The sequence below is a fragment of the Variovorax flavidus genome, from assembly GCF_030317145.1.
Classification (GTDB): Bacteria; Pseudomonadota; Gammaproteobacteria; order Burkholderiales; family Burkholderiaceae_C; genus Variovorax; species Variovorax flavidus.
The window spans coordinates 1-23,375 of sequence record NZ_JASZYE010000003.1 but is presented as its reverse complement, the minus strand read 5'-3'; the positions used below and the strand labels follow the sequence as shown (position 1 = coordinate 23,375).

Here is a 23,375-nt window from a genome sequence, read left to right as displayed (position 1 = left end):
CGCGATGTTTTTCGTTGTAGTTTCTCTGGACCACCGGCCCGCTGCTGCGGACCGGTCGTTGTGCCGTTCATGACTTATTCGCTCAACACCCTTCAATCGTCTTCGTCGAACGAAGCGCAGCCGGTGCGTCTTCGCGCCATGCGCTTTGCGCACGAGATCACCCTGATTGCCGGCTTCGTCGTCCTGTTGTTCTGGCTGCTCTCGATGCTGAGCTTCACGCCCTCCGATGCCGCATGGTCGACGTCGGGGACGGGCGGAGAGGTCAAGAACTGGGGTGGCCGCATCGGCGCCTGGCTGGCGGACGCGAGCTATTTCCTGGCCGGCTATTCGGTCTGGTGGTGCCTGGCGGCCGGACTTCGCGTCTGGTTGTCGTCACTTGCCGGGTGGATGCGCGGCGGCGAGGCAAGCTCGGCCGAGCAGCCCCCCCGCGGTCCGTTCAATCGCAGCCGGCTGGCATTCTGGTTCGGCCTGATCCTGCTTCTGTGCGCCAGCGCCATGCTCGAATGGTCGCGTCTGTATCGCCTCGAATTTCGCTTGCCGGGGCACGGCGGCGGAATACTCGGCTATCTCGTGGGCCCCGCAAGCGTGAAGTGGATGGGCTTCACCGGATCGGCCTTGATTGCCATTGCGGCCGGCGTCATTGGTTCGGCGCTCGTGTTCCGCTTTTCGTGGGGCCAGATTGCCGAGCGCATCGGCTCGCGTTTGTATTCGCTGTTCGAATCCCGCCGCGAAAAGCGCGAGATCGCGCAAGACATCGCCATGGGCAAGCAGGCCGTGCGCGAACGCGAGGAACTGGCGTCCAACGAGCAGGAGCCTGAACTCGAAGCTCCGGACGAGGAAATCCGCATCATCCCGCGCCCGAAGCGCCGGGCGCCTTCTCCACCGGTGCAGATCGAACCCGCCCTGGCCGAAGTGCCACGCAGCGATCGGGTCGCCAAGGAGCGCCAGAAACCCCTGTTCCGCGAACTGCCGGACAGCAAGCTGCCGCAGGTCGACCTCCTCGATGCGGCCCAGGCACGCCAGGAAACCGTCTCCGCCGACACGCTCGAGATGACGTCCCGCCTGATCGAGAAGAAGCTGAAGGACTTCGGCGTCGAGGTGCGCGTCGTGCTGGCTTCGCCCGGCCCGGTCATCACGCGCTACGAGATCGAACCGGCCACCGGCGTGAAGGGTTCGCAGATCGTCAATCTCGCGAAGGACCTGGCGCGCTCGCTGTCGCTGGTGTCGATCCGCGTGGTCGAGACGATCCCCGGCAAGAACTACATGGCGCTCGAGTTGCCGAACGCCAAGCGCCAATCGATCAAGCTCAGCGAAATCCTCGGGTCGCAGATCTACAACGAAGGCAAGTCGATGCTCACGATGGGCCTGGGCAAGGACATCGTCGGCAATCCGGTGGTGGCCGACCTGGCCAAGATGCCGCACGTGCTGGTGGCGGGTACGACCGGTTCGGGCAAGTCGGTGGGTATCAACGCGATGATCCTGAGCCTTCTCTACAAGGCCGAGGCGCGCGATGTTCGGCTGCTGATGATCGACCCGAAGATGCTCGAAATGTCGGTCTACGAGGGCATCCCGCACCTGCTGGCGCCGGTCGTGACCGACATGCGCCAAGCGGCGCACGGCCTCAACTGGTGCGTGGCCGAGATGGAGCGCCGCTACAAGCTCATGAGCAAGCTGGGTGTGCGCAATCTGGCGGGCTACAACACCAAGATCGACGAGGCGAAGGCGCGCGAGGAGTTCATCTACAACCCCTTCAGCCTCACGCCCGACAGCCCCGAGCCGCTTGCGCGCGAACCGCACATCGTCGTGGTTATCGACGAACTCGCCGACCTGATGATGGTCGTCGGCAAGAAGATCGAAGAACTGATCGCCCGCCTCGCGCAGAAGGCGCGCGCGGCCGGCATTCACCTGATCCTGGCGACGCAGCGCCCCAGCGTGGACGTGATCACTGGTCTCATCAAGGCCAACATTCCGACCCGTATCGCCTTCCAGGTGTCGAGCAAGATCGATTCGCGAACCATCCTCGACCAGATGGGCGCCGAGGCGCTGCTGGGCATGGGTGACATGCTTTACATGCCGAGCGGCACCGGCCTGCCGGTTCGCGTGCACGGCGCCTTCGTGAGCGATGAGGAAGTGCACCGTGTCGTGGCGTACCTCAAGTCACAAGGGGAACCGGACTACATCGAAGGGGTGCTCGAAGGCGGTACTGTCGATGGCGACGGCGACCTGCTTGGCGAAGGCGGCGGCGAGGGCGGCGAAAAGGATCCGATGTACGACCAGGCGGTCGAAGTGGTGCTCAAGAACCGCAAGGCCAGCATTTCGCTGGTTCAGCGCCACTTGAAGATCGGCTACAACCGCGCCGCGCGCCTGGTCGAGGACATGGAGAACGCAGGCCTGGTCAGTGCGATGAGCGGCAGCGGCCAGCGCGAAATCCTGGTGCCGGCGCGAACCGAGTGAACGGGCCTGGCTTTGCAGGCCACGGAGAAATGAGATGGTGATGAAGAGACTGCTTGTGAGTGGCCTGCTGGCGCTGGGTATGGGGACTGTCTGGGCTGGCGGCATGGAAAGCCTCGAGGCCTTCCTCAAGTCAGTGAAATCGGGCCGCGCCGAGTTCACGCAGACAGTGACTTCGCCGCCCAAGGATGGACAGACCTCGCGCGCCAAGGTATCGACGGGCACCTTCGAGTTCCAACGGCCGGGGAAATTCAGGTTCGACTACAAGAAGCCGTTCGCGCAGACCATCGTCGCCGACGGCGAGACGCTGTGGCTCTACGACGCCGATCTGAACCAGGTCACGCAGCGCAAGCAGGCGCAGGCGCTCGGGTCGACGCCGGCAGCGTTGATTGCCGCGGCTCCGGATCTGCGGGCCTTGCAGGCCGATTTCACGCTGGAAGGCGCGCCCGAGCGTGATGGCCTGCAGTGGGTCAAGGCAAGTCCCCGGAACAAGGACGGGCAGTTGCAGAGCGTGCAGATCGGTTTCCAGGGCGAGGCGCTGGCATCGCTTGAAATCCTGGATAGTTTTGGCCAAAGCTCCGTGTTGAAGTTCGGCAAGGTCGAGGTCAATCCCGCACTTCCTGCCAGCACCTTCGTGTTCAAGACGCCCGCTGGCGCCGACGTGATCCGGCAGTAGCCTGGCGATTCGGTTTCGGCTAGCCCCAAGCCACCAGATACCAGCCGGCGCAGATCAGCAAGCCGGTCAATGCCAGAACGCATTGGCCTGGCCTGCCAAAGATCGCCACGGTATTGCCGTTGTCCTCGAATGCGTCGGGCGGCAGCGTGCTGCGCAGGTTCCGGCCGAACAGGAAGATGTCCACGGTCATGAGCACGGTGAACAGGATCATGCCGACGGAGAGATGGTGCAACGTCAGTGCGCCGAGCACTGCGGCCGCCTTGGTGTCGGCAAAGAGCTTCGCAATCGCGAAGGCACCGCCGTTGACCGAGAAGAGCAGCCCATAGCGCCGATGCTTGCCAGCCTCGTAGTCCTTGAAACTTGCGGGGAGCTGCTTGCCTTGACGCATGCGCGCACCTTCGGCCTGTTGGGGCTTCGTGTCAAGGGCTTGTTCCGCGCGGCTTAGGATGTTGGGCGACACTATGCGCTTCCGATGGCAACCACTACTCACCAACCCCTTGCCGAACGCCTGCGACCCAAGAACCTGGGCGAGGTCATCGGCCAACAACATCTGCTGGGCCCCGGGATGCCATTGCGCATTGCGTTCGAATCGGGCCAGCCGCACTCGTGCATGCTCTGGGGCCCGCCGGGCGTGGGCAAGACCACCATCGCGCGGCTCATGGCCGATGCGTTCGATGCGCAGTTCCTGAGCATCAGCGCCGTCCTTGGCGGCGTGAAGGACATCCGCGATGCGGTCGATCGCGCGACGATGGCGCGTGACGGTCTCGAGCAGCGTCGCACCATCGTCTTCGTCGACGAAGTTCATCGCTTCAACAAGAGCCAGCAGGACGCGTTCCTGCCGCACGTGGAGTCCGGACTCTTCACCTTCATCGGCGCGACCACCGAGAATCCCTCGTTCGAGGTGAACTCGGCGCTGCTGTCCCGGGCGGCGGTCTATGTGCTGCAGCCACTGGGCGAGGACGATCTCAAGCAGATCGTGGCGCGCGCGCAGGACATCCAGGCGGTGCCGGCCATCGAGGCCAAAGCCGTGGACCGTCTCGTGGCCTACGCCGACGGCGACGCCAGGCGACTCCTCAACACCCTTGAAACGCTGGCTGTCGCCGCGCGTGCGGAGAAGCTCGACAACATCACCGACGAGTGGCTGCTGCGTGTTCTTGGCGAGCGCATGCGGCGCTACGACAAGGGCGGCGAGCAGTTCTACGACACGATCTCCGCGTTGCACAAATCGGTGCGTGGAAGCGATCCGGACGCGTCTCTCTATTGGTTCGTGCGCATGCTCGACGGCGGCGCCGACCCGCGCTACATGGCGCGCCGGCTGGTGCGCATGGCCAGCGAAGACATCGGGTTGGCGGACCCCCGCGCGCTGCGTCTCGCGCTCGATGCCGCCGAGGTCTACGAGCGGCTCGGCTCACCCGAAGGCGAACTGGCCTTGGCCGAATGCGTGGTGTATCTCGCGATCGCGCCGAAGTCGAACGCGGTCTACAAGGCTTACAACGAGGTTCGCGCCTTCATCAAGTCGGACGGTACGCGGCCCGTGCCGATGCATCTGCGCAATGCGCCGACCAAGCTCATGAAGCAGTTGGACTATGGAAAAGGTTATCGCTACGCCCACGACGAAGAGGGCGGTTTCGCGGCCGGCGAAAGCTACATGCCTGAAGGTCTGAACCCGCCGCCGTTCTACCGGCCGGTGGAGCGTGGTCTCGAGATCCGCATTGCGGAAAAGCTGCGCGAATTGCGGAAACGAAACCAAGAAGTTTCCGAATAAGAGCGGCTGGTTTTCCACGCCTGCCTTCCCCCGCACGCCAGCGGGAAAACCCCGCCGCAAAACGCACCAGATTGGCGTCCGTGCGTGACTACAATCCCGCCCACAAACCCGCCGTCGTCACATGCTGGCGGGTTTTTTGCTAAGTGAAACCAAGGCGTCAATCCGGTACGCCGGGTCGAGGCACCTCTCAAGGGTGCTGCCACAAAATTAGGGAACTCTCGATATGGACACCTTGCTGCAGCAGATCATCAACGGTCTGGTTCTAGGCAGCATGTATGCCTTGATAGCCTTAGGCTATACGATGGTGTACGGCATTATCAATCTCATCAATTTCGCGCACGGTGAAGTGCTCATGGTCGGAGCGCTCACCAGTTGGACGATCATCGGCCTCATGCAGGAGTCGATGCCGGGGACGCCGGGCTGGATCGTCCTGATCATTGCCTTGCTCATCGCCTGCGTGGTCGCCGCGACGCTCAACTTCGTCATCGAGAAGGTGGCCTACCGGCCGCTGCGCAACAGCCCCAAGCTGGCGCCCCTGATCACCGCGATCGGCATGTCGATCCTGCTCCAGACGCTCGCGATGATCATCTGGAAGCCCACCAACAAGGCCTATCCCAACCTGCTGCCGACGACGCCCATCCACGTGGGCGGCGCCGTGATTTCGCCGACGCAAGTGATGATCCTGAGCGTCACGGCCATCTGCCTTGCCATCCTGACGTGGCTGGTCAACTACACGAAGCTGGGCCGCGCGATGCGCGCCACCGCCGAGAACCCGCGGGTGGCGGCGCTGATGGGCATCCGGCCCGACATGGTCATCTCGGCCACCTTCATCATCGGCGCGGTGCTCGCCGCAGTGGCGGGTGTCATGTACGCCTCCAACTATGGCATCGCACAACATGCCATGGGCTTCATCCCCGGCCTCAAGGCCTTCACAGCGGCAGTGTTCGGCGGCATCGGCAACCTCGCCGGTGCAGTGGTCGGTGGCATTTTGCTGGGGCTCATCGAAGCCATCGGCTCGGGCTACATCGGCGCGCTCACGGGCGATGTGCTGGGCAGCCATTACAGCGACATCTTCGCGTTCATCGTTCTGATCATCATGCTCACCTTGCGGCCTTCTGGCCTGCTCGGCGAGCGCGTGGCGGACCGGGCTTGAGGAGCGCACCATGAAGAACAGCAAGAACATCTTCTTCTTCGTGCTTGCGGCGGTCGGCCTGCTGGTCCTGCCGCTGCTGCTGCAAAGCCAGGGCAACGCCTGGGTTCGCATCGCGGACATCGCGCTGCTCTACGTGATGCTGGCGCTGGGCCTGAACATCGTGGTGGGCTATGCGGGCCTGCTCGACCTCGGCTATGTCGCTTTCTTTGCCATCGGCGCTTATCTGTACGCGCTGCTGGGATCGCCTCACCTGACCGACACCTTCCCCGCCGTCAAGGCCATGTTCCCGAACGGACTGCACAGTTCGCTGCTGCTGGTGATTCCGGCGGCGCTCGGACTGGCGGCGCTGTTCGGTGCATTGCTGGGCGCGCCCACACTCAAGCTGCGCGGTGACTACCTGGCGATCGTGACGCTCGGCTTCGGCGAAATCATCCGTGTGTTCCTGAACAACCTGGACCACCCGATCAACCTCACCAATGGACCGAAGGGCATCACGGCCATCGACCCGATCCATTTCTGGGGCCTGAACCTGGGCAAGCCCCTGAAGCTCGACGGCTTCACGATCTCCTCGGTGACGCTGTACTACTACCTGTTCCTCGCGCTGGTGATCTTCACCATCATCATTTCGCATCGCCTGCAGGTGTCGCGCATCGGCCGCGCCTGGATGGCGATCCGCGAAGACGAGATCGCCGCCAAGGCCATGGGCATCAACACCCGCAACATGAAACTTCTCGCCTTCGGCATGGGCGCAAGCTTCGGCGGCGTGTCCGGCGCGATGTTCGCTTCGTTCCAGGGTTTCGTATCGCCCGAGTCCTTCAGCCTGATGGAGTCGGTGATGATCGTCGCGATGGTGGTGCTAGGCGGCATCGGCCACTTGCCCGGCGTGATTCTCGGCGCGGTCCTGCTGGCTGCGCTTCCTGAAGTGCTGCGCTATGTGGCGGGCCCCCTGCAGGCCATGACAGACGGCCGTCTGGACGCCTCGATCCTGCGCCAATTGTTCATTGCTCTGGCGATGATCATCATCATGCTGGTGCGTCCGCGGGGCCTCTGGCCATCGCCGGAGCATGGCAAGTCGCTGGCGCGCAAGGGGACCGCTCCTGCCTCCGGCATGCCGGCTGCAGCACCGGGCATCGAGGTTCCGGCCGATGAGGTGCCGGGTGCCGCGTCGCGTCCCATGTCGATCAATCCGTGAGCGAGGAGAGCACGACAATGACTGAAACCATCCTCAACGTTCACGGCATCTCCAAGCGCTTCGGCGGCCTGCAGGCGCTGTCCGATGTCGGCATCAAGATCCAGCGCGGCCAGGTCTACGGACTGATCGGCCCCAACGGCGCTGGCAAGACCACCTTCTTCAACGTGATCACGGGGCTCTACACGCCCGACAGCGGCACCTTCGAGCTGGCCGGCAAGCCCTACCAGCCGACGGCGGTGCATGAAGTCGCCAAGGCCGGCATCGCGCGTACGTTCCAGAACATCCGGCTTTTCTCGGAAATGACGGCGCTCGAGAACGTGATGGTCGGGCGCCACATCCGCACGCATTCGGGCGTGTTCGGCGCGATCTTCCGCACAGGCGGCTTCAAGGCCGAAGAAGCGGCAATCGCCGACCGTGCCCATCAACTGCTCGACTACGTTGGCATCGGCAAGTTTGCCGACTACAAGGCGCGCACGCTGAGCTATGGCGACCAACGCCGCCTCGAGATCGCCCGCGCGCTGGCGACCGACCCGCAGCTCATCGCGCTCGACGAGCCCGCGGCCGGCATGAATGCCACCGAGAAAGTGCTCCTGCGCGAACTGATCGACCGCATCCGCAAGGACGATCGCACCATCCTGCTGATCGAGCATGACGTGAAGCTCGTGATGGGGCTGTGCGACCGCGTGACGGTGTTGGACTATGGCAAGCAGATTGCGGAAGGCACGCCAGCGGACGTGCAGCGGAATGAAAAGGTGATCGAGGCCTACCTCGGCACGGGAGCACACTGAGATGGCACAAACTCTTTTGAAAGTCACTGGCCTCAAGGTGGCCTACGGCGGCATCCAGGCCGTCAAGGGCGTGGACTTCGAGGTGCGCGAAGGCGAACTCGTCTCGCTGATCGGCTCCAATGGCGCCGGCAAGACCACGACGATGAAGGCCATCACCGGCACGCAGCCCTTCCTGGGCGGCGACATCGAATTTCTCGGCAAGAGCATCAAGGGCCGCGGTGCCTGGGATCTGGTCGCCGAAGGCCTGGTGATGGTGCCCGAAGGCCGTGGTGTCTTCACGCGCATGACCATCACCGAGAACTTGCAGATCGGCGCCTACATCCGCAAGGACAAGGCCGAGATTGCCAAGGACGTCGAACGTGTCTTTGCGACCTTTCCTCGCCTGAAGGAGCGCGCGACGCAGCTGGCCGGGACCATGTCCGGCGGCGAGCAGCAGATGCTTGCGATGGGCCGCGCACTGATGGCTCGCCCCAAGGTGCTGCTGCTGGACGAGCCGTCCATGGGCCTGTCGCCCATCATGGTCGACAAGATCTTCGAAGTGGTGAAGCAGGTCTACGACCAAGGCGTCACCGTCTTGCTGGTCGAACAGAACGCCAGCCGCGCGCTGCAACTGGCCGATCGCGGCTACGTGATGGAATCGGGCCTGATCACCATGAGTGGCGACGCCAAGGTGATGCTGAGCGACCCGAAGGTAAGGGCCGCATACCTGGGAGAGTGATCAGTCGAGAAATACCGCGGAACCGGCTTCGCCGGGCCGCAGGTATTGCCCCCTGGAAGCCTGGGGGTCAGTCCACTTTCGCGCCAGTGGCCTTGACGACTTTCTCGTACTTGGAGAGCTCGCTCTTCATGAACGCTCCGAACTGCTCGGGCGAGCTGGCGACCGGTTCCGCAAGCAGCGACGCGAATCGCGTTTTCGTCTCCGGCGTGTTGAGCGCAGCGACAAAGGCGTGATTGAGCTTGGCCACCACGTCAGGCGGCGTGCCGGCCGGCGCCACGAGACCCCACCACGTATCGATGGAGAAGCCCTTCAGGGTGGCCGCGACGGTCGGCACGTCAGGCAGCGTGCTGCTGCGCTCCGCGGTCGTCACTGCGATGGCCTTGAGCTTCCCTGATCGGATGTTCGGCGCCGCGGTCGCGAGATTGTCGAAGTTGAAATCGACCTGGCCCGACAGCAGCGCGAGTTGCGCGGGGTTGCCGCCGTTGTACGGGATGTGCACCGCGAAGATGCCCGCTTCCTTCTTGAACAGCTCGCCTGCAAGGTGTCCTGCGCTGCCGTTACCGCCGCTGCCGTAGTTGAGCTTGGCAGGATTCGCCTTGGCGTAGGCGATGAGGTCGGGCAGTGAATTGATCTTCAGGCGCTGGGCGGTATCGGCGTTCATCACCAGCACATTGGGCACGCGCACCATCTGCGTGATCGGCGCGAAATCCGTCGCGGCGTTGAAGGGCATCTTGGCGTAGAGCCAGGGATTGACCGCGTTCGTCGCCGTCGCCGCGATGCCGATCGTGAGGCCGTCCGGTGAAGCCTTCGCCACGGCATCCGCGCCGATGTTGCCGCCGGCGCCGGGCTTGTTGTCGATGATGACCGTGCCCAGCGAATCCTTCACGCGCTCGGCCAGGACGCGGGCCGTGACGTCGATGGGGCCGCCCGGGGCGTATGGAACGACAAGTCGAATAGGGCGCTGCTGGGCAAGCGCCGGGGCGGTGAGGAGAACAGTGGCGGTGGAGACGAGGCTGAGGAGGAAATGTCTGGCGTTCATGTTTCCAATTGTGCTTCGTGAGGTCCCGGTCGCGCCGATGGCTATCCCTGAGCTTGACCGCGATGTCAGGGCAAGGCCTTGTCCGCTTCCGTCGTGAACGCGTCGGCAAAGAACTCTTCCTCGGGCAGGTCGCGCTCGGCCACGTAGTCCCGCTTGGCGGAATCGACCACGATGGGAGCCCCGCAGGCGTACACCTGATAGCCCGACAGATCGTCGAAATCTTCCATCACTGCGCGGTGAACGAAGCCGGTTCGGCCCCGCCAGTTGTCCTCCGGCACCGCATTCGACACCACGGGCACGTAGCGCAGATTGGGCATCTCCGCGAGTTGCACTCGGACCCAGTCGTCCATGTAGAGATCCTCGGGCCGCCGACCGCCCCAGTACAAGGTCGCAGGCCGCTCGATGCCCTTGAGCTTCATGTGCTCCAGCAGGGCCTTGATTGGCGCGAAGCCGGTTCCCGACGCCAGCAGGACCAACGGCTTGTCGGATTCCTCGCGCAGGAAGAAGCTCCCATAGGGGCCTTCGACGCGGAGGATCTCCTTCTCCTTCATTGCGCCGAAGACGTGGTCGGTGAACTTGCCGCCGGGCAGATGCCGAATGTGCAGTTCGATGCCGGTGCCGGGCTCCAGCAGCGTGTGCGGCGCGTTGGCCATCGAATAGCTGCGACGCGTGCCATCGCGAAGAATGAACTCGATGTACTGGCCGGCATGGAACTGCAAAGGCTCGCCGGCCGGCAGTTGCAGGCGCAGCATCACGACGTCGTGCGACTGCCGCGTGATAGCGAGCACGCGGACCGGCATCTTGCGGATCGGGAATGCGCCGGCCTCGGTGACCTGGCGCGACTCCAGCACCACATCGCTCTCTGCGCGCGCGCAGCAGGTCAGCACATAACCTGCCAGTTCTTCATCGGCGCTCAGTGCCTTGCTCTGGTGCAGGCCCAGCGTCACGGTGCCCGACAGCTTCTTGCATTTGCACGAACCACAGGCGCCGTCCTTGCAGCCATAGGGAAGACCGATGCCCTGGCGGATGCCAGCCGCGAGAATCGTTTCGTCTGCGTGAGCGGTGAAATGGCGCCCGCTGGGCTCTACCGTGATGTGAAAGCCCGCTTCGCTCGGCGCTGCGCTGGTCATGGTTATTCTTCGAATCTGCTTCAAAAGGGAGATGGATTTTGCCCTCAATCAACAGCCCTCTCGGCGCGATGCCCTCGCGCTTCCGGCGCGAGCGCGTGCTCATCGTCGGTTGCGGTGACGTGGGCCTGCGGGCTGCCGGCCTTCTTCGGGGGCGCGTGCGCTTGATGGCGTTGACTTCTTCGCCCGAGCGCGCGCCGCTGTTGCGCCAAGCGGGCGCCACGCCCATCGTTGCGAATCTCGACACCCCGGCGACCTTGCGGCGCCTCTCGGGGCTCGCGACCCGCGTGCTGCACCTCGCGCCCCCTGCGCGCGTGGAAGGTCCGCAATGGTGGCGTGACGCGCGAACCCTGGCGCTGGCGCGTGCGATGCGCTTGCGTTCGCTGCCCTCCACATTCGTCTATGGCTCGACCAGTGGTGTCTATGGCGACTGCGGCGGCGCGCTGATCAGCGAAACGCGTGCGCCGAGGCCCGGCACGCCCCGCGCGCATCGCCGTGTCGATGCCGAGCGCACCGTCCGCTGGCTCGGCCGGGCGGGCGTATCGGCCCGCATCCTGCGCATCCCAGGCATCTACGCGCCCGATCGCGAAGGAGGCACGCCGCGCGAACGGCTCCAGAAGGGTACGCCGGTGTTGCGCTCGGAGGACGACGTCTACACGAATCACATCCACGCGGATGACCTGGCCCGTGCCTGTGTGGCGGCGTTGTGGCGCGGCGGGCCGCAGCGCGTGTTCCACGCGAGCGACGACAGTGAACTCAAGATGGGCGACTACGTCGATCTCGCCGCCCGCCTGTACGGCCTTCCGCGGCCGCCACGCATCGCGCGCGAGGATGCGCAGGCACAGCTTCCGTTGTCGCTGCTGAGCTTCATGGGGGAGTCTCGGCGCCTCGACAACACGCGGCTCAAGCGCGAGTTGCGCGTGCGCCTGCGCCATCCGACAGTGGAGACCGGACTTCGCTCTGGCGCCTGATCAAGCGCGGACGCTCGCGCCCCGCGGCCGCGGGGCGAATCAGCGCTTGCGAACTGATCCGTCCTGCGGTTGCAGCGACCAGTCGGCCATGACCTTGTCTGCTTCACGCGCGCGGCGCTCGTTGATCTTCTTGGCTGTGAGCTGAGCGGACATTTCCAGCTTCTTGAGATCGCGCTGCGTCAATTGCTCGTTGGCGGCAAAGCTGAAACAGCACAGCGTGCCGTAGACGCGCCCATCGTTGAGGACGATGGGAGTGCTCAGATGGGCGCCCACCGGAAAGGCGGTCGGTGGGAGTTCGCCGAAGGTCGGCAGCGCAGCCACGTCCTGGACAAGGCGCGGCAGGCGGCCGTCGATGACACGCTGGCAAAAGGATTCTTCCAGGGGGGAGGACTGGCCCGGCTCGATCACCCGAGCGTCCGGGCCGGTGTCGACGCGACGGAAAACGCGTCGTCCGTCGGCGAATTCCGAGACGAACACCACGTCCATCTTCAAATGCTCGCGCAGCAGACGCAGGACCTCGGAGACCGACTCGTCGATGAGTGCGTCGCTGGCCTCGGGGGTGGCGACCAGAAGCTCGGAAATCTTGACTTCGAACGCGTCGGCTGCGTAATCGGGATCGTGAAAAACCATCGGCCGATTGTAAATTTGCGCGCAGTTCGAGAGGGTGCGCCGCGCCGTCGAGCCGGCATGCGACTCGCACTTTGCGCGAAATACTTCCTGGAGACACGGCATGAGAACCGTGGTGCCCGGGGCCGGAATCGAACCGGCACGCCTTGCGGCGGGGGATTTTGAGTCCCCTGCGTCTACCAATTTCACCACCCGGGCACGGAAGGAAGGCAGCCCAAAATTATGGCACAGTGGCTCCATGCAATACCCGACGATTGAAGACGCGATTGGAAAGACACCCTTGGTCGCACTGCAGCGCATCGATGCGGACGCCAACGCGAAGCGCGGCAACGTGATTCTTGGCAAGCTCGAAGGCAACAATCCCGCAGGCTCCGTCAAGGACCGGCCGGCCCTCTCGATGATCAAGCGCGCCGAGGAGCGCGGCGAGATCAAGCCTGGCGACACCCTGATCGAGGCGACCTCCGGCAATACCGGCATCGCGCTCGCCATGGCGGCGGCCATCAAGGGCTACCGCATGGTCCTGATCATGCCGGAGGACCTCTCGGTCGAGCGCGCTCAGACCATGAAGGCTTTCGGCGCCGAACTGGTGCTCACGCCGAAGAGCGGCGGCATGGAGTACGCGCGCGACCTTGCCGAGCAGATGGTGCAGCAGGGCAAGGGAAGGGTGCTCGATCAGTTCGCCAACCCCGACAACCCCCGAATCCACTACGAAACCACCGGCCCCGAGATCTGGGCCGACACGAAGGGCCGCATCACGCATTTCGTGAGTGCCATGGGAACCACGGGGACCATCACGGGCGTCTCACGGTTCCTCAAGGAAAAGAATCCGTCCGTGCGTATCGTCGGCGCGCAGCCGGACGAAGGCTCGCGCATCCCGGGCATCCGCAAGTGGCCGCAGGAATACCTGCCCAAGATCTACGATCCCAGTCGGGTCGATCAGGTCGTGAACGTGAGCCAGGACAACGCCGAGGAGATGTGCCGCAGGCTGGCCCGCGAGGAAGGCATCTTCGGCGGCATTTCCGCTGCGGGCGCGTTGTGGGTTGCGCTGGAGATTGCGAAGACGGTCGAGAACGCGACCATCGTGTTCGTGGTGTGCGATCGAGGCGACCGGTATCTGTCGACCGGCGTGTTTCCCGCCTGATCGCCATGAACGACCACAAGTTCTGCCCGGCGTGCGCCACACCGCTCGCGCACATCGAACTTCAGGAAGACGGCGGCCCGAAGGCGCGTCTGCGCTGCCCCTCCTGCGGATGGACGCATTGGAACAATCCGACGCCCGTGCTGGCCGCAATCATCGAATACCGGGGACAGGTGCTCCTGGCGCGCAATGCCGCATGGCCGCACAAGATGTACGCCTTGATCACCGGCTTCATGGAGGCTGGCGAGACGCCACAGGAAGGCATCGCGCGCGAGATCAAGGAGGAAACGAACCTCGATGCGAGCGCACTGAACCTCGTCGGCGTCTATGACTTCCAGCGAATGAACCAGGTGATCATTGCCTACCATGCGGTCGCCGACGGCGAGGTGCGACTTTCGCCGGAACTGGTCGACTACCGGCTCTACGACCTGGATGCGCTCCGGTGTTGGCCGGCGGGAACCGGCTACGCCCTGGCCGACTGGCTGCGTACACGCGGCCATGAGCCCCGATTCATGGAGTGGCCACGTCCGGCCGCACCCATGCCCGACGCGGCAGCCACCTAGAATTCCTGCCGCCGGAGGAACACGCAATGCACATCCACAAAGAAATCGACACCCGCGGACTCAATTGCCCGCTGCCCATCCTGAAGGCCAAGAAGTCCCTCAACGAGATGCAGAGCGGCGAGCTGCTGAAGGTGGTGTCCACCGACGCCGGCTCGGTGCGCGATTTCCAGGCGTTCGCGCGCCAGACGGGCAACGATCTCGTCGAGCAGCAGACCATCGGGACCGATTTCATTCACGTTCTGCGGCGTCGCTGAGTGACGCGGCGCCATGAAGCGACGCAACCGCATCGCTGCCGTGGCCCTCGTCCTGGGCGGGCTCGTAGCGGTCCTCACCTTGACGATGTGGAGCGACGGCATGGGTTCCGCCCCTGAAAATCCCAACCCGCCCCCGGCCTCCATCCCTCTGGCGGTGCTGGGGGATTCCAACAGCCAATCCTATCAGGACTACCAGTGGTTTCCGGCTGCCTCGAATGAACGTGGCGGCCCCTTGCGTGCACGCACTTTTCAATGGACGGAAGTGCTGGCCCGCCTGAGAGGGCAAGAGCTGGATCTGGGGCCGTGGGTTCGCTGGGGGCGGCCAGGTGTCGTGGCCCGTGGGCGCGAATGGATCGGCCTGAGCGGCGGTCGAGCCCCCGAGAAGGAGGACTACCTCTACAACTTCGCGAATTCCGGTGCGGCGTGCAAGAACCTCATGGGCGGCCGTTTTCGCCAGGGGCCTCGCCTTGTCGAATTGATGAACGAGGATCCGGAGCGCTGGACTCGCGGCGTGGTGGTGATTCGAATCGGGGTCAACAACTGGGCCGGCCTGCTCGATCTCCAGGTTGCCGATCCCACTGCCGCGGAGTTGCCCGCCACCATCGCCTACTGTGCAGGAGAGATCCGCAAGGCCGTGGCGATGATCCATGCCTCGCACCCATCCACGCGGATTCTTCTGGTCGGCATCCCCAACGAAGCGGACGATCCGGCCAATTTCGATCGTTGGCGCTCGGCCCGGGACACGACCCGCATCAGGAGCGCGCTGGACAACTTCAACTCGGCGATTCGCGCCATTGCCGCAGGCGATCCGCGCGTAGCTTTCTTCGACGATTTCGCGTGGTTCGAGAGCCGGTGGGGCACGCGCGATTCGTCAGGCAATCCTTCGGAGAAGTCTTTCGCCTTCGGCCCGACGCTTCGCATCACGAACACCGCCGGGGACGAGCCCGGCAACCTCCTGCTCGGAGACCATCATGTCGGATTGGTCGCGAACGCCTTGTGGGCCCAGACGCTGGTGGCCTACCTGAAGGACGTCTTCGGCTTGCCGCTCACGCCTGTCAGCGACGAGGAACTGCTTCGCTTCCTCGATCCGCTGGTCAACCCGCCTACAGCTCCAGGCTCTTGAGGTAGTCGCGGAAGTGCCCGCCGACTTCGGGGTGGGCGAGGGCGAGCTCGACGGTGGCCTGCAGGAAGCCTTCCTTGCTGCCGCAGTCGTAGCGGATACCCTCGTACGAATAGGCGTAGACCGATTCCTTCTTCATCAGCGCGGCGATGCCGTCGGTCAGCTGGATTTCGCCGCCGGCGCCCTTGGGCTGATTGCGGATTTCGCTGAACACGCCAGGCGTGAGGATGTAGCGGCCCGCAACGCCAAGGCGTGAAGGAGCGTCCTCGGGCTTTGGCTTCTCGACCATGCGATTGACCTTGACCAGGCCGTCCTCGACCGCGTCGCCGGCTACGATGCCGTAACGCTTGACGTGCTCCAGAGGCACCTCCTGCACTGCCAGCAGCGAACTGCCGAGCTTGCCGAACACGCGCGTCATTTGCGCAAGGATCGGCTCACCGCCGTCCGGACCGACCATCAAGTCGTCCGCCAGCAGCACCGCAAAGGGCTCGTTGCCGACCAGATGCTCCGCGCACAGCACGGCGTGTCCCAGTCCCAGCATCCGAGGCTGCCGCACGTAGGAGCAGGTCATGTCGTCGGGCATGACGGAGCGGGCGATGTTGAGCAGTTCGCGCTTGCCGCTGGCTTCGAGTTGCGTCTCGAGCTCGTAGGCGGTGTCGTAGTGGTCTTCGATCGCGCGCTTGTTGCGTCCGGTCACGAAAATCATGTCGCGGATGCCGGCGGCGTAGGCTTCCTCGACCGCGTACTGGATCAGCGGCTTGTCCACCACCGGGAGCATTTCCTTGGGCTGCGCCTTGGTGGCCGGCAGGAATCGGGTGCCAAAGCCGGCTACGGGGAACACGGCTTTGCGAATGCGCGTCGGGGAATTGGACATGGGTTTTTCGTCAGATCAAGGGAGTTGAATCGAAGAAGGGCGGCGTTCCGAACGCCGCACCCGAATACTAAAGGCCACCGCGCACATCGTATGTCAGCCGAGGCGCACAAGCTGGTCGCGCAATCGCTCCACGGTGGCGCTGAAGTCCGCCAGCCGCTTGCGCTCCTGCTCGATCACTGCCGGCGGCGCCTTGGCAACGAAGGCTTCGTTGCCGAGTTTGCCGTTGACCTTGACGATCTCGCCCTCGACGCGTGCGAGCTCCTTGCCGATGCGGACCTTCTCGGCGGCCTTGTCGATTTCCATGTGCAGGCAGACGCGGACATCGCCCACCACGGCCACCGGCGCGGCCTCGGCGGCGGCAGACCATGCGGCCTCGTCGTCGAAGACCTTCACTTCCTTGAGCTTGGCCAGCGCCTGGAGCACAGGCGCCGCGTCGCGCAGGAAATCGCTGCTGGCTGCGTTGTCAGCGACCGCGTAGAGCGGCAGGCGCGTGGCCGGCGAGACGTTCATCTCGCCGCGCAGCGTGCGGCATGCGTCGACGAGCGACTTGAGTCGCGCGACGTGGGCTTCGGCGGCCTCGTCGATCCTCTCGGGCTGGCTCTTGGGGTACGCCGCGATCATGATCGACTCGCCCTCGCGGCCAGCGACAGGCGCCACCTTCTGCCAGAGCTCTTCGGTGATGAACGGAATGACCGGGTGCGCCAGGCGCAGCAAGGTTTCGAGCGTGCGGATCAGCGTGCGGCGCGTTGCGCGCTTCTGCGCATCGTCGCCTTGCTGGACCTGGACCTTCGCGATCTCGAGGTACCAGTCGCAGAATTCGTCCCAGGCGAACTGGTAGATGGCGTTGGCAACGTTGTCGAGGCGGTATTCCTCGAAGCCCTTCGTCACTTCGGCCTCGACGCGCTGGAGTTGCGAGACGATCCAGCGGTCGGCCTGGCTGAACTTCAGGTAGCCGTGGGCGGGGCCGCCGACGGCACATTCTTCCTTGGTGTGCTCGCGCAGGCCGCAGTCCTGACCCTCGCAGTTCATCAGTACGAAGCGGGTGGCGTTCCACAGCTTGTTGCAGAAGTTGCGGTAGCCCTCGCAGCGCTTGGAGTCGAAGTTGATGCTGCGGCCCAGCGATGCGAGCGATGCGAAGGTAAAGCGCAGCGCGTCGGCGCCGAAGGCGGGAATCCCTTCAGGGAACTCCTTCTGCGTGTTCTTGCGCACGGCCGGCGCCGTTTCGGGACGGCGCAGGCCCTGGGTGCGCTTGTCGAGCAGTTCGGGCAGGGCGATGCCGTCGATCAGGTCGACCGGGTCGAGCACGTTGCCCTCGGACTTGCTCATCTTCTTGCCATGCGAATCGCGCACCAGCCCGTGGATGTAGACGTGCTTGAACGGCACCTTGCCGGTGAAGTGCTTGGTCATCATGATCATCCGGGCGACCCAGAAGAAGATGATGTCGTAGCCCGTGACCAGCACGGTCGACGGCAGATACAGGTCGAGATCCTGCGTCTTCTCGGGCCAGCCCAGCGAGGAGAAGGGCACCAGCGCCGACGAATACCAGGTGTCGAGCACGTCTTCGTCGCGCCTGAGCGTCTTGCCCGGCGCCTGGGCCTGCGCCTCGGCTTCGCTTTGCGCGACGTAGACCTTGCCGTCCTCGTCGTACCAGGCGGGAATCTGGTGGCCCCACCACAGCTGGCGGGAGATGGTCCAGTCCTGGATGTTCTCCATCCAGTGGTTGTAGGTGTTGACCCAGTTCTCGGGAACGAAGCTCACCTCGCCCGAGCGGACCGCGTCGATGGCCTTCTGCGCGATCGACTGGCCACTGGCGTCCGGTTTGCTCATGGCGACGAACCACTGGTCGGTCAGCATGGGTTCGACCACTGCGCCCGTGCGCGCGCAGCGCGGCACCATCAGCTTGTGCTTCTTGGTTTCGGTCAGCAGGCCCAGCGCTTCGAGATCGGCTACCACTGCCTTGCGCGCAACGAATCGGTCGAGGCCGCGGTACTTTTCAGGCGCGTTGTCGTTGATGACGGCGTCGAGCGTCAGCACGCCGATGATTTGCAGGCCGTGCCGCAGGCCGACGGCATAGTCGTTGTGATCGTGCGCCGGCGTGACCTTGACCACGCCCGTGCCGAACTCCTTGTCGACGTAGTCGTCGGCGATCACCGGGATCAGCCGGTCGACCAGCGGCAACCGGACGCGGTGTCCGATCAGGTGCTTGTAGCGCTCGTCTTCAGGATGAACCATCACCGCCACGTCGCCGAGCATCGTCTCGGGACGGGTGGTTGCCACCGTGAGCGAGCCGGAACCGTCTTCCAGCGGATAGGCGATGTGCCAGAGGAAGCCGTCTTCCTCCTCGCTCTCGACTTCGAGGTCGCTCACCGCGGTCTTCAGCACCGGGTCCCAGTTGACCAGGCGCTTGCCGCGATAGATCAGGCCTTCCTCATAGAGCTGCACGAAGGTCTGGGTGACGACCTTGGAGAGCTTGTCGTCCATCGTGAAGTATTCGCGGCCCCAGTCGACCGTATCGCCCATGCGGCGCATCTGGTTCGTGATGGTGTTGCCCGACTTCTCCTTCCATTCCCAGACCCGGGCGACGAAGTTCTTGCGGCCCAGATCGTGGCGGCTGAGCTTCTGCTCCTGCAGTTGCCGCTCGACGACGATCTGCGTCGCGATGCCTGCGTGGTCGGTGCCAGGCAGCCAGAGCGTGTTGTCGCCGGCCATGCGGTGGTAGCGCGTGAGGCTGTCCATGATGGTCTGATTGAACGCGTGGCCCATGTGCAATGTGCCAGTGACGTTCGGTGGTGGCAGCTGGATCGCGAAGGAGGGCGCGCCATCCTTGGGCTTCTGCGTGCCGCGGAAGCCCGCGGCCGAATAGCCGCGCCGCTCCCACTCGGGGCCCCAGTGCGCCTCGATGGCAACGGGTTCGAAGGATTTGGAAAGGCTTTCGAGGCCGGGTTGGGGCAAGGTGTCGCTCATGGCGGTACAAAGACGAACGGCATCCCGCAGGATGCCGCTTGTGGGGTGGAGGTGGCAACGATTTTATTCGACTGCGGAATGCGTCGTCCGGTTCGCCGGCGCGGACCCCCTGGCCGCAGATAATTCACCGATGCTTTTTCTGCTTTCCCCCGCCAAGTCACTCGACTACGAGACCGCGGTGCCCGATGCGGTGCCGGCCACACGCCCCCATTTCGAGGGCCCCAGGGGCCCAGCGGCCGAGCTCATCAAGATCCTGCGCGACAAGTCGCCCCAGCAGATCGCCGAACTCATGCATCTGTCAGACAAGCTCTCCGCGCTCAATGTGGCGCGCTATGCGGCATGGGCATCCAAGGGCACCGAGAAGAACGCCAAGCAGGCTGCGCTGGCCTTTGATGGCGATGTCTACGGGGGGCTCGAGGCAAAGACGCTCAGCTCGGCGCAGTTGGCCTGGGCGCAGGAACACATCTGCATATTGAGTGGGCTCTACGGCGTGTTGCGCCCGCTCGACCTCCTGCAGCCCTACCGCCTGGAGATGGGCACGCAACTCGCCAACCGCCATGGCAAGGATCTCTACGCCTTCTGGGGTCCGAGGATTTCGGAGCATCTGAATGAGCGTTTGGCCGCGGATCGCACGCCGGTCGTGATCAATCTGGCCTCGCAGGAATACTTCAAGTCGGTTGACCAGTCGGTGCTCAAGGCCCGGGTCGTGGAATGCGTATTCCAGGAATGGAAGGGGGCCACCGGCGCCAAGGGCGACCATGGCGGCTACAAGATCGTAAGCTTCTTTGCCAAGCGCGCGCGTGGCCTGATGGCGCGCTGGGCCGTGTTGCACAAGGCCGCAACGCCGAAGGCACTGGAAAGGTTCGACCTCGAGGGCTACGCATTCGATGCTGCGGTGTCGAAGCCCGAACGTCTTGTATTTCGCCGGAGATCCGCATGAGCCTGGGTCAGGAAATCAGTCCCGAACTGCGCGAATGGGTTGCCGCCCAACTCGCTGCCGGTCATTCCGTGCCAAGCCTGCGCGCTTCGATGCGCGCCGCCGGTTGGCACGACAACGTGGCGGACGTCGCCTTGGCCGAGATCGAAGCCAGGGCGGCCGGGATCGCCGCGGTCGCGGAGCCGCGCAAGAACATGCCGGGGCCGGACCTGTCGGCTTCGCCTCTCTATATAGATGTCGGCGATCGCCGGGTCCAGGTGCTCCAGACGATGCGAAACCCGCGCGTGATCGTGTTCGGTGACCTGGTTTCCGACGAGGAGTGCGAGGCCCTGATCGCCGCCGCACGCCTGCGGCTTGCGCGCTCGCTCACCGTCGAGACGCAGACCGGCGGGGAGGCGCTCAACGTCGACCGGACCAGCGACGGCATGTTTTTCGAACGCGGCGAGAACGCGGTCGTCGCCCGCCTGGAGCAGCGCATCGCAACGCTGCTGCAATGGCCGCTCGAATTCGGTGAAGGACTGCAGATCCTGCGCTATTCGCCGGGGGCGCAATACCGCCCGCACTTCGATTACTTCGATCCCGGCGAGCCGGGCACCCCGACCATCCTGCGCCGTGGAGGCCAACGCGTCGCAACGCTCGTGATGTACCTGCAGGAGCCCGAACAAGGCGGCGGGACCACCTTCCCCGACGTCGGCCTCGAAGTCGCGCCCAAGCGCGGGACCGGCGTCTTCTTCAGCTATGACCGGCCCGATCCCGCAACGCGCACCTTGCACGGCGGAGCACCCGTGCTTGCGGGTGAGAAGTGGGTCGCGACCAAGTGGCTGCGCGAGCGCGAGTTCATCTGAAACACACCAGCATCCGAACAGCCCCATGAAGATCATCGCCAACGGTATTCAGATCGAGGTCGAGGACAGCGGTGGCGAAGGCCGGCCGGTGGTCCTGCTCATCATGGGGCTCGGGATGCAACTGATCGCCTGGCCCGCCGCGTTCGTGCAGGCGCTGGTCGACGCCGGCTTTCGCGTGGTGTGCCATGACAACCGCGACATCGGCCTGAGCCAGGGCTTCGACGAGGCGGGAACCGGCAATCTGGTCTGGCAAAGCGTTCGGCAGCGCATCGGCTTGCCGGTGCGTTCTGCCTACACCGTGCAAGACATGGCGAACGACGCGCTCGGCGTGCTGGACGCCTTGGGTATCCAGCATGCCCACGTGGTCGGCGTCTCGATGGGCGGAATGATTGCCCAGCGCCTTGCCGCCAGCGCACCGGAGCGGCTGGCGAGTCTGGTCAGCATCATGAGTTCGAGCGGTGCGCGCAATCTCCCCGGTCCGCGACCCGATGTGGCGGCTGCGCTCATTCGACGCCCCCCCAGCAGGACGGAAGCGGCGCTCGTGGCGCATGGCCTGGGCTTCGTCCGCCTGATTTCCAGCCCGGCCTATCCGCAGGACGAACAGGTGTTGAGTGAGCGCATCAGGCGCGCACTGCGGCGCGCGTACCGCCCCGCCGGCGTTGTGCGGCAGATGTTGGCGATCGGCGCTGACAGTGGTCGTGCGTCGGTTCTGGGGCAAATTGCCAGTCCTGCACTCGTCCTGCACGGCGAAGCCGATCCACTGGTCCCCATGGCTTGCGGCGAGGACACGGCGCGGCGCATCCCTGGCGCGCGTTTCGTCTCGGTGCCCGGGATGGGGCATGACCTGCCGCCGCAGGTCGTCGACATCCTCCTGCAGCACATGGTTCCCTTCCTGCAGACAGCCGAAAGCGCGCATGAGCCTCGATAACACCCCCGAACAGTCGCAACTGGGCCGTGCCTCGGCGTATGCCGATCACTACGACGCCAGTCTGCTGTTCCCGATCCCGCGCTCGACCCAGCGTGAAGCCATGGGCATCGCGGGGAACGCATTGCCGTTCTTCGGTGCGGATCTATGGACTGCCTTCGAGCTGAGCTGGCTCAATCCACGCGGCAAGCCGCAACTGGCCATCGCGCACTTCACGATCCCGTGCGAGACGCCCAACATCATCGAGAGCAAGTCCTTCAAGCTCTACCTCAATAGCTTCAACAGCACTGTGTTCGTCGACGTCGAAGCGGTGCGCGAGCGTCTGAAGGCTGATCTGAGCGAAGCGGCGTGGCGGGGCAGCGATCGATCCGCCAGCATCGGCGTCAAGCTCTTGGCTCCCGGAGAGTTCGATCGCGAACCCGTGGATGAACTCGACGGCCTCGATCTCGACCGCCTCGATATCGAGTGCACGCAATACCAGCCGGCACCGGAACTGCTCTCGAGCGATTCGACGCAGGCGCCTGTGACAGAGACGCTGACCAGTCGGCTTCTCAAGAGCAACTGCCTCGTCACAGGGCAGCCGGACTGGGGCAGCGTGCAGATTCGCTATAGCGGCCCCGCGATCGACCAGGCGGGTTTGCTTGCCTACATCGTCAGCTTTCGCAACCACAACGAGTTCCACGAGCCGTGCGCTGAACGCATGTTCACGGACATTTGGCGCCGCTGTCAGCCGACCAAGCTGGCTGTGTATGCGCGCTACACCCGCAGGGGTGGCTTGGACATCAATCCGTTTCGAACCAGCTGGCCTCAACCGCTTCCTGCGAACACGCGCACGGCACGCCAGTGAGGGGCAGGGCGGCCGTCACGAAAAAATTTTCATAGGTAGTTGCCCGGGGCGCCAAAAGCAGGTCATAATTCAAGGCTCAGCAGAAAACGACTCGCTGAGTGGCTCCGGAAGGTGCTGCGAGGGGTGAGTCGGAAGAAGTTGAAAAAAGTCCTTCGGACTTGACGGGATTCAAAAAATCGTGTCATAATCGAAGGCTCCGCTCAAAACGAAGCGTGCTGAAGTTTCTGAAAAGAAGTCAGGTGCAAATCGAAGCGAGAGGATGAAAAAAGTTTGCATGTTCTTCTAAAAACGTGTCATAATCGAAGGCTTCGCTGATCGCAGCAAGCAAGACGCAAGACAGTAGATGTTTTGCGTAGTTCGTTAAAAATATACAGCCGATAAGCGTGGGCGTTTGAAGGCGA

Annotated in this window: 22 protein-coding genes and 1 tRNA gene; 16 read left to right on the top strand and 7 right to left on the bottom strand. The window is 64.2% G+C overall.

Annotation, left to right across the window (positions count from 1 at the left end):
* The first annotated feature begins 69 nt into the window (after window positions 1-69).
* The gene (locus tag QTH90_RS15395) at window positions 70-2,454 is read left to right on the top strand and encodes a DNA translocase FtsK (protein WP_286665442.1); all 2,385 of its coding nucleotides are present in this window, start codon (window positions 70-72) and stop codon (window positions 2,452-2,454) included.
* Window positions 2,455-2,494: 40 nt separating this feature from the next.
* Entirely contained in the window at window positions 2,495-3,127 is a 633-nt protein-coding gene (gene lolA / locus QTH90_RS15390; protein WP_444814727.1) for an outer membrane lipoprotein periplasmic chaperone LolA, read from the top strand.
* Between the two features lie 19 nt (window positions 3,128-3,146).
* Here the strand turns inward: lolA and QTH90_RS15385 are convergent, their stop codons facing one another.
* Window positions 3,147-3,515: a hypothetical protein gene (locus QTH90_RS15385; protein ID WP_286665440.1), complete on the bottom strand. Its 369-nt coding sequence runs from the start codon at window positions 3,513-3,515 to the stop codon at window positions 3,147-3,149.
* Window positions 3,516-3,599: 84 nt separating this feature from the next.
* Between QTH90_RS15385 and QTH90_RS15380 the strand changes: the two genes are divergently transcribed.
* The 5 genes from QTH90_RS15380 (at window position 3,600) to QTH90_RS15360 (ending at window position 8,743) form a co-directional block, all read left to right on the top strand.
* Complete coding sequence (locus tag QTH90_RS15380; protein WP_286665439.1) at window positions 3,600-4,892, top strand: replication-associated recombination protein A; 1,293 nt, start codon at window positions 3,600-3,602, stop codon at window positions 4,890-4,892.
* 223 nt (window positions 4,893-5,115) lie between these two features.
* Complete coding sequence (locus QTH90_RS15375) at window positions 5,116-6,045, top strand: branched-chain amino acid ABC transporter permease (protein ID WP_286665438.1); 930 nt, start codon at window positions 5,116-5,118, stop codon at window positions 6,043-6,045.
* 10 nt (window positions 6,046-6,055) lie between these two features.
* The gene (locus QTH90_RS15370; protein WP_286665437.1) at window positions 6,056-7,237 is read left to right on the top strand and encodes a branched-chain amino acid ABC transporter permease; all 1,182 of its coding nucleotides are present in this window, start codon (window positions 6,056-6,058) and stop codon (window positions 7,235-7,237) included.
* 17 nt (window positions 7,238-7,254) lie between these two features.
* Window positions 7,255-8,025 carry an ABC transporter ATP-binding protein gene (locus QTH90_RS15365; RefSeq protein WP_286665436.1) on the top strand — a complete coding sequence of 257 codons (771 nt, stop codon included), beginning with the start codon at window positions 7,255-7,257 and terminating at the stop codon, window positions 8,023-8,025.
* A 1-nt stretch (window position 8,026) separates the two neighbouring features.
* Window positions 8,027-8,743: an ABC transporter ATP-binding protein gene (locus tag QTH90_RS15360; protein WP_286665435.1), complete on the top strand. Its 717-nt coding sequence runs from the start codon at window positions 8,027-8,029 to the stop codon at window positions 8,741-8,743.
* A 67-nt stretch (window positions 8,744-8,810) separates the two neighbouring features.
* Here QTH90_RS15360 and QTH90_RS15355 read toward each other — a convergent pair whose 3' ends face one another.
* Both QTH90_RS15355 and QTH90_RS15350 read right to left on the bottom strand, forming a co-directional pair.
* Window positions 8,811-9,782, bottom strand: a complete 972-nt coding sequence (locus tag QTH90_RS15355) for a Bug family tripartite tricarboxylate transporter substrate binding protein (protein WP_286665434.1) — start codon at window positions 9,780-9,782, stop codon at window positions 8,811-8,813.
* Between the two features lie 65 nt (window positions 9,783-9,847).
* On the bottom strand, window positions 9,848-10,912 hold the full coding sequence (locus QTH90_RS15350) for a CDP-6-deoxy-delta-3,4-glucoseen reductase (protein WP_286665433.1): 1,065 nt from the start codon (window positions 10,910-10,912) through the stop codon (window positions 9,848-9,850).
* Window positions 10,913-10,950: 38 nt separating this feature from the next.
* On the opposite strand from QTH90_RS15350, the gene QTH90_RS15345 reads away from it, so the two are divergent.
* Window positions 10,951-11,880, top strand: coding sequence for an SDR family oxidoreductase (locus QTH90_RS15345; RefSeq protein ID WP_286665432.1), 930 nt, complete (start codon window positions 10,951-10,953; stop codon window positions 11,878-11,880).
* Window positions 11,881-11,919: 39 nt separating this feature from the next.
* On the opposite strand, the gene QTH90_RS15340 is transcribed toward QTH90_RS15345, so the two are convergent.
* Together QTH90_RS15340 and QTH90_RS15335 are read right to left on the bottom strand one after the other, a co-directional pair.
* The gene (locus QTH90_RS15340) at window positions 11,920-12,612 is read right to left on the bottom strand and encodes a GAF domain-containing protein (protein WP_286665431.1); all 693 of its coding nucleotides are present in this window, start codon (window positions 12,610-12,612) and stop codon (window positions 11,920-11,922) included.
* A gap of 8 nt (window positions 12,613-12,620) precedes the next feature.
* Window positions 12,621-12,705 (bottom strand) — tRNA-Leu (locus QTH90_RS15335).
* 40 nt (window positions 12,706-12,745) lie between these two features.
* On the opposite strand from QTH90_RS15335, the gene cysM reads away from it, so the two are divergent.
* From cysM to QTH90_RS15315, 4 genes are read left to right on the top strand one after another with little or no spacing between them, the layout of a single operon-like run.
* Window positions 12,746-13,648: a cysteine synthase CysM gene (gene cysM / locus QTH90_RS15330; protein ID WP_286665430.1), complete on the top strand. Its 903-nt coding sequence runs from the start codon at window positions 12,746-12,748 to the stop codon at window positions 13,646-13,648.
* A gap of 5 nt (window positions 13,649-13,653) precedes the next feature.
* Window positions 13,654-14,208, top strand: coding sequence for an NUDIX hydrolase (locus tag QTH90_RS15325; RefSeq protein WP_286665429.1), 555 nt, complete (start codon window positions 13,654-13,656; stop codon window positions 14,206-14,208).
* A gap of 26 nt (window positions 14,209-14,234) precedes the next feature.
* The gene (locus tag QTH90_RS15320) at window positions 14,235-14,462 is read left to right on the top strand and encodes a sulfurtransferase TusA family protein (protein ID WP_286602683.1); all 228 of its coding nucleotides are present in this window, start codon (window positions 14,235-14,237) and stop codon (window positions 14,460-14,462) included.
* 13 nt (window positions 14,463-14,475) lie between these two features.
* The gene (locus QTH90_RS15315) at window positions 14,476-15,585 is read left to right on the top strand and encodes an SGNH/GDSL hydrolase family protein (protein WP_286665428.1); all 1,110 of its coding nucleotides are present in this window, start codon (window positions 14,476-14,478) and stop codon (window positions 15,583-15,585) included.
* On the opposite strand, the gene galU is transcribed toward QTH90_RS15315, so the two are convergent.
* Window positions 15,566-16,456, bottom strand: coding sequence for a UTP--glucose-1-phosphate uridylyltransferase GalU (gene galU, locus QTH90_RS15310; protein WP_286665427.1), 891 nt, complete (start codon window positions 16,454-16,456; stop codon window positions 15,566-15,568). The genes QTH90_RS15315 and galU overlap by 20 nt on opposite strands.
* 93 nt (window positions 16,457-16,549) lie before the next feature.
* Window positions 16,550-19,420, bottom strand: coding sequence for a valine--tRNA ligase (locus tag QTH90_RS15305; protein WP_286665426.1), 2,871 nt, complete (start codon window positions 19,418-19,420; stop codon window positions 16,550-16,552).
* A gap of 130 nt (window positions 19,421-19,550) precedes the next feature.
* Between QTH90_RS15305 and yaaA the strand changes: the two genes are divergently transcribed.
* Genes yaaA through queF form a run of 4 tightly spaced genes read left to right on the top strand, consistent with a single transcriptional unit; the run spans window position 19,551 to window position 22,974 of the window.
* The gene (gene yaaA, locus QTH90_RS15300; protein ID WP_286666267.1) at window positions 19,551-20,360 is read left to right on the top strand and encodes a peroxide stress protein YaaA; all 810 of its coding nucleotides are present in this window, start codon (window positions 19,551-19,553) and stop codon (window positions 20,358-20,360) included.
* A 2-nt stretch (window positions 20,361-20,362) separates the two neighbouring features.
* A complete protein-coding gene (locus QTH90_RS15295) occupies window positions 20,363-21,202 on the top strand; it encodes a 2OG-Fe(II) oxygenase (protein ID WP_444814740.1) in 840 nt (279 codons plus the stop codon).
* A 25-nt stretch (window positions 21,203-21,227) separates the two neighbouring features.
* Window positions 21,228-22,130 (top strand): alpha/beta fold hydrolase, encoded by a 903-nt coding sequence (locus QTH90_RS15290; RefSeq protein ID WP_286665424.1) that lies wholly within the window; start codon window positions 21,228-21,230, stop codon window positions 22,128-22,130.
* Window positions 22,117-22,974: an NADPH-dependent 7-cyano-7-deazaguanine reductase QueF gene (queF, locus tag QTH90_RS15285; protein ID WP_286665423.1), complete on the top strand. Its 858-nt coding sequence runs from the start codon at window positions 22,117-22,119 to the stop codon at window positions 22,972-22,974. Before QTH90_RS15290 ends, queF begins: the two co-directional genes overlap by 14 nt.
* Window positions 22,975-23,375: the final 401 nt, after the last annotated feature.

Excerpts from the sequence above, each read along its gene's own strand:
- yaaA (WP_286666267.1), top strand. The coding sequence starts at position 19,551 with ATGCTTTTTCTGCTTTCCCCCGCCAAGTCACTCGACTACGAGACCGCG.
- cysM (WP_286665430.1), top strand. The coding sequence starts at position 12,746 with ATGCAATACCCGACGATTGAAGACGCGATTGGAAAGACACCCTTGGTC.
- QTH90_RS15355 (WP_286665434.1), bottom strand. The coding sequence starts at position 9,782 with ATGAACGCCAGACATTTCCTCCTCAGCCTCGTCTCCACCGCCACTGTT.
- QTH90_RS15290 (WP_286665424.1), top strand. The coding sequence starts at position 21,228 with ATGAAGATCATCGCCAACGGTATTCAGATCGAGGTCGAGGACAGCGGT.
- QTH90_RS15340 (WP_286665431.1), bottom strand. The coding sequence starts at position 12,612 with ATGCCGTGTCTCCAGGAAGTATTTCGCGCAAAGTGCGAGTCGCATGCC.
- QTH90_RS15385 (WP_286665440.1), bottom strand. The coding sequence starts at position 3,515 with ATGCGTCAAGGCAAGCAGCTCCCCGCAAGTTTCAAGGACTACGAGGCT.
- QTH90_RS15380 (WP_286665439.1), top strand. The coding sequence starts at position 3,600 with ATGGCAACCACTACTCACCAACCCCTTGCCGAACGCCTGCGACCCAAG.
- lolA (WP_444814727.1), top strand. The coding sequence starts at position 2,495 with ATGAAGAGACTGCTTGTGAGTGGCCTGCTGGCGCTGGGTATGGGGACT.
- QTH90_RS15375 (WP_286665438.1), top strand. The coding sequence starts at position 5,116 with ATGGACACCTTGCTGCAGCAGATCATCAACGGTCTGGTTCTAGGCAGC.
- QTH90_RS15325 (WP_286665429.1), top strand. The coding sequence starts at position 13,654 with ATGAACGACCACAAGTTCTGCCCGGCGTGCGCCACACCGCTCGCGCAC.
- QTH90_RS15305 (WP_286665426.1), bottom strand. The coding sequence starts at position 19,420 with ATGAGCGACACCTTGCCCCAACCCGGCCTCGAAAGCCTTTCCAAATCC.
- QTH90_RS15315 (WP_286665428.1), top strand. The coding sequence starts at position 14,476 with ATGAAGCGACGCAACCGCATCGCTGCCGTGGCCCTCGTCCTGGGCGGG.
- QTH90_RS15370 (WP_286665437.1), top strand. The coding sequence starts at position 6,056 with ATGAAGAACAGCAAGAACATCTTCTTCTTCGTGCTTGCGGCGGTCGGC.
- QTH90_RS15395 (WP_286665442.1), top strand. The coding sequence starts at position 70 with ATGACTTATTCGCTCAACACCCTTCAATCGTCTTCGTCGAACGAAGCG.
- QTH90_RS15360 (WP_286665435.1), top strand. The coding sequence starts at position 8,027 with ATGGCACAAACTCTTTTGAAAGTCACTGGCCTCAAGGTGGCCTACGGC.
- QTH90_RS15365 (WP_286665436.1), top strand. The coding sequence starts at position 7,255 with ATGACTGAAACCATCCTCAACGTTCACGGCATCTCCAAGCGCTTCGGC.
- QTH90_RS15350 (WP_286665433.1), bottom strand. The coding sequence starts at position 10,912 with ATGACCAGCGCAGCGCCGAGCGAAGCGGGCTTTCACATCACGGTAGAG.
- queF (WP_286665423.1), top strand. The coding sequence starts at position 22,117 with ATGAGCCTCGATAACACCCCCGAACAGTCGCAACTGGGCCGTGCCTCG.
- galU (WP_286665427.1), bottom strand. The coding sequence starts at position 16,456 with ATGTCCAATTCCCCGACGCGCATTCGCAAAGCCGTGTTCCCCGTAGCC.
- QTH90_RS15320 (WP_286602683.1), top strand. The coding sequence starts at position 14,235 with ATGCACATCCACAAAGAAATCGACACCCGCGGACTCAATTGCCCGCTG.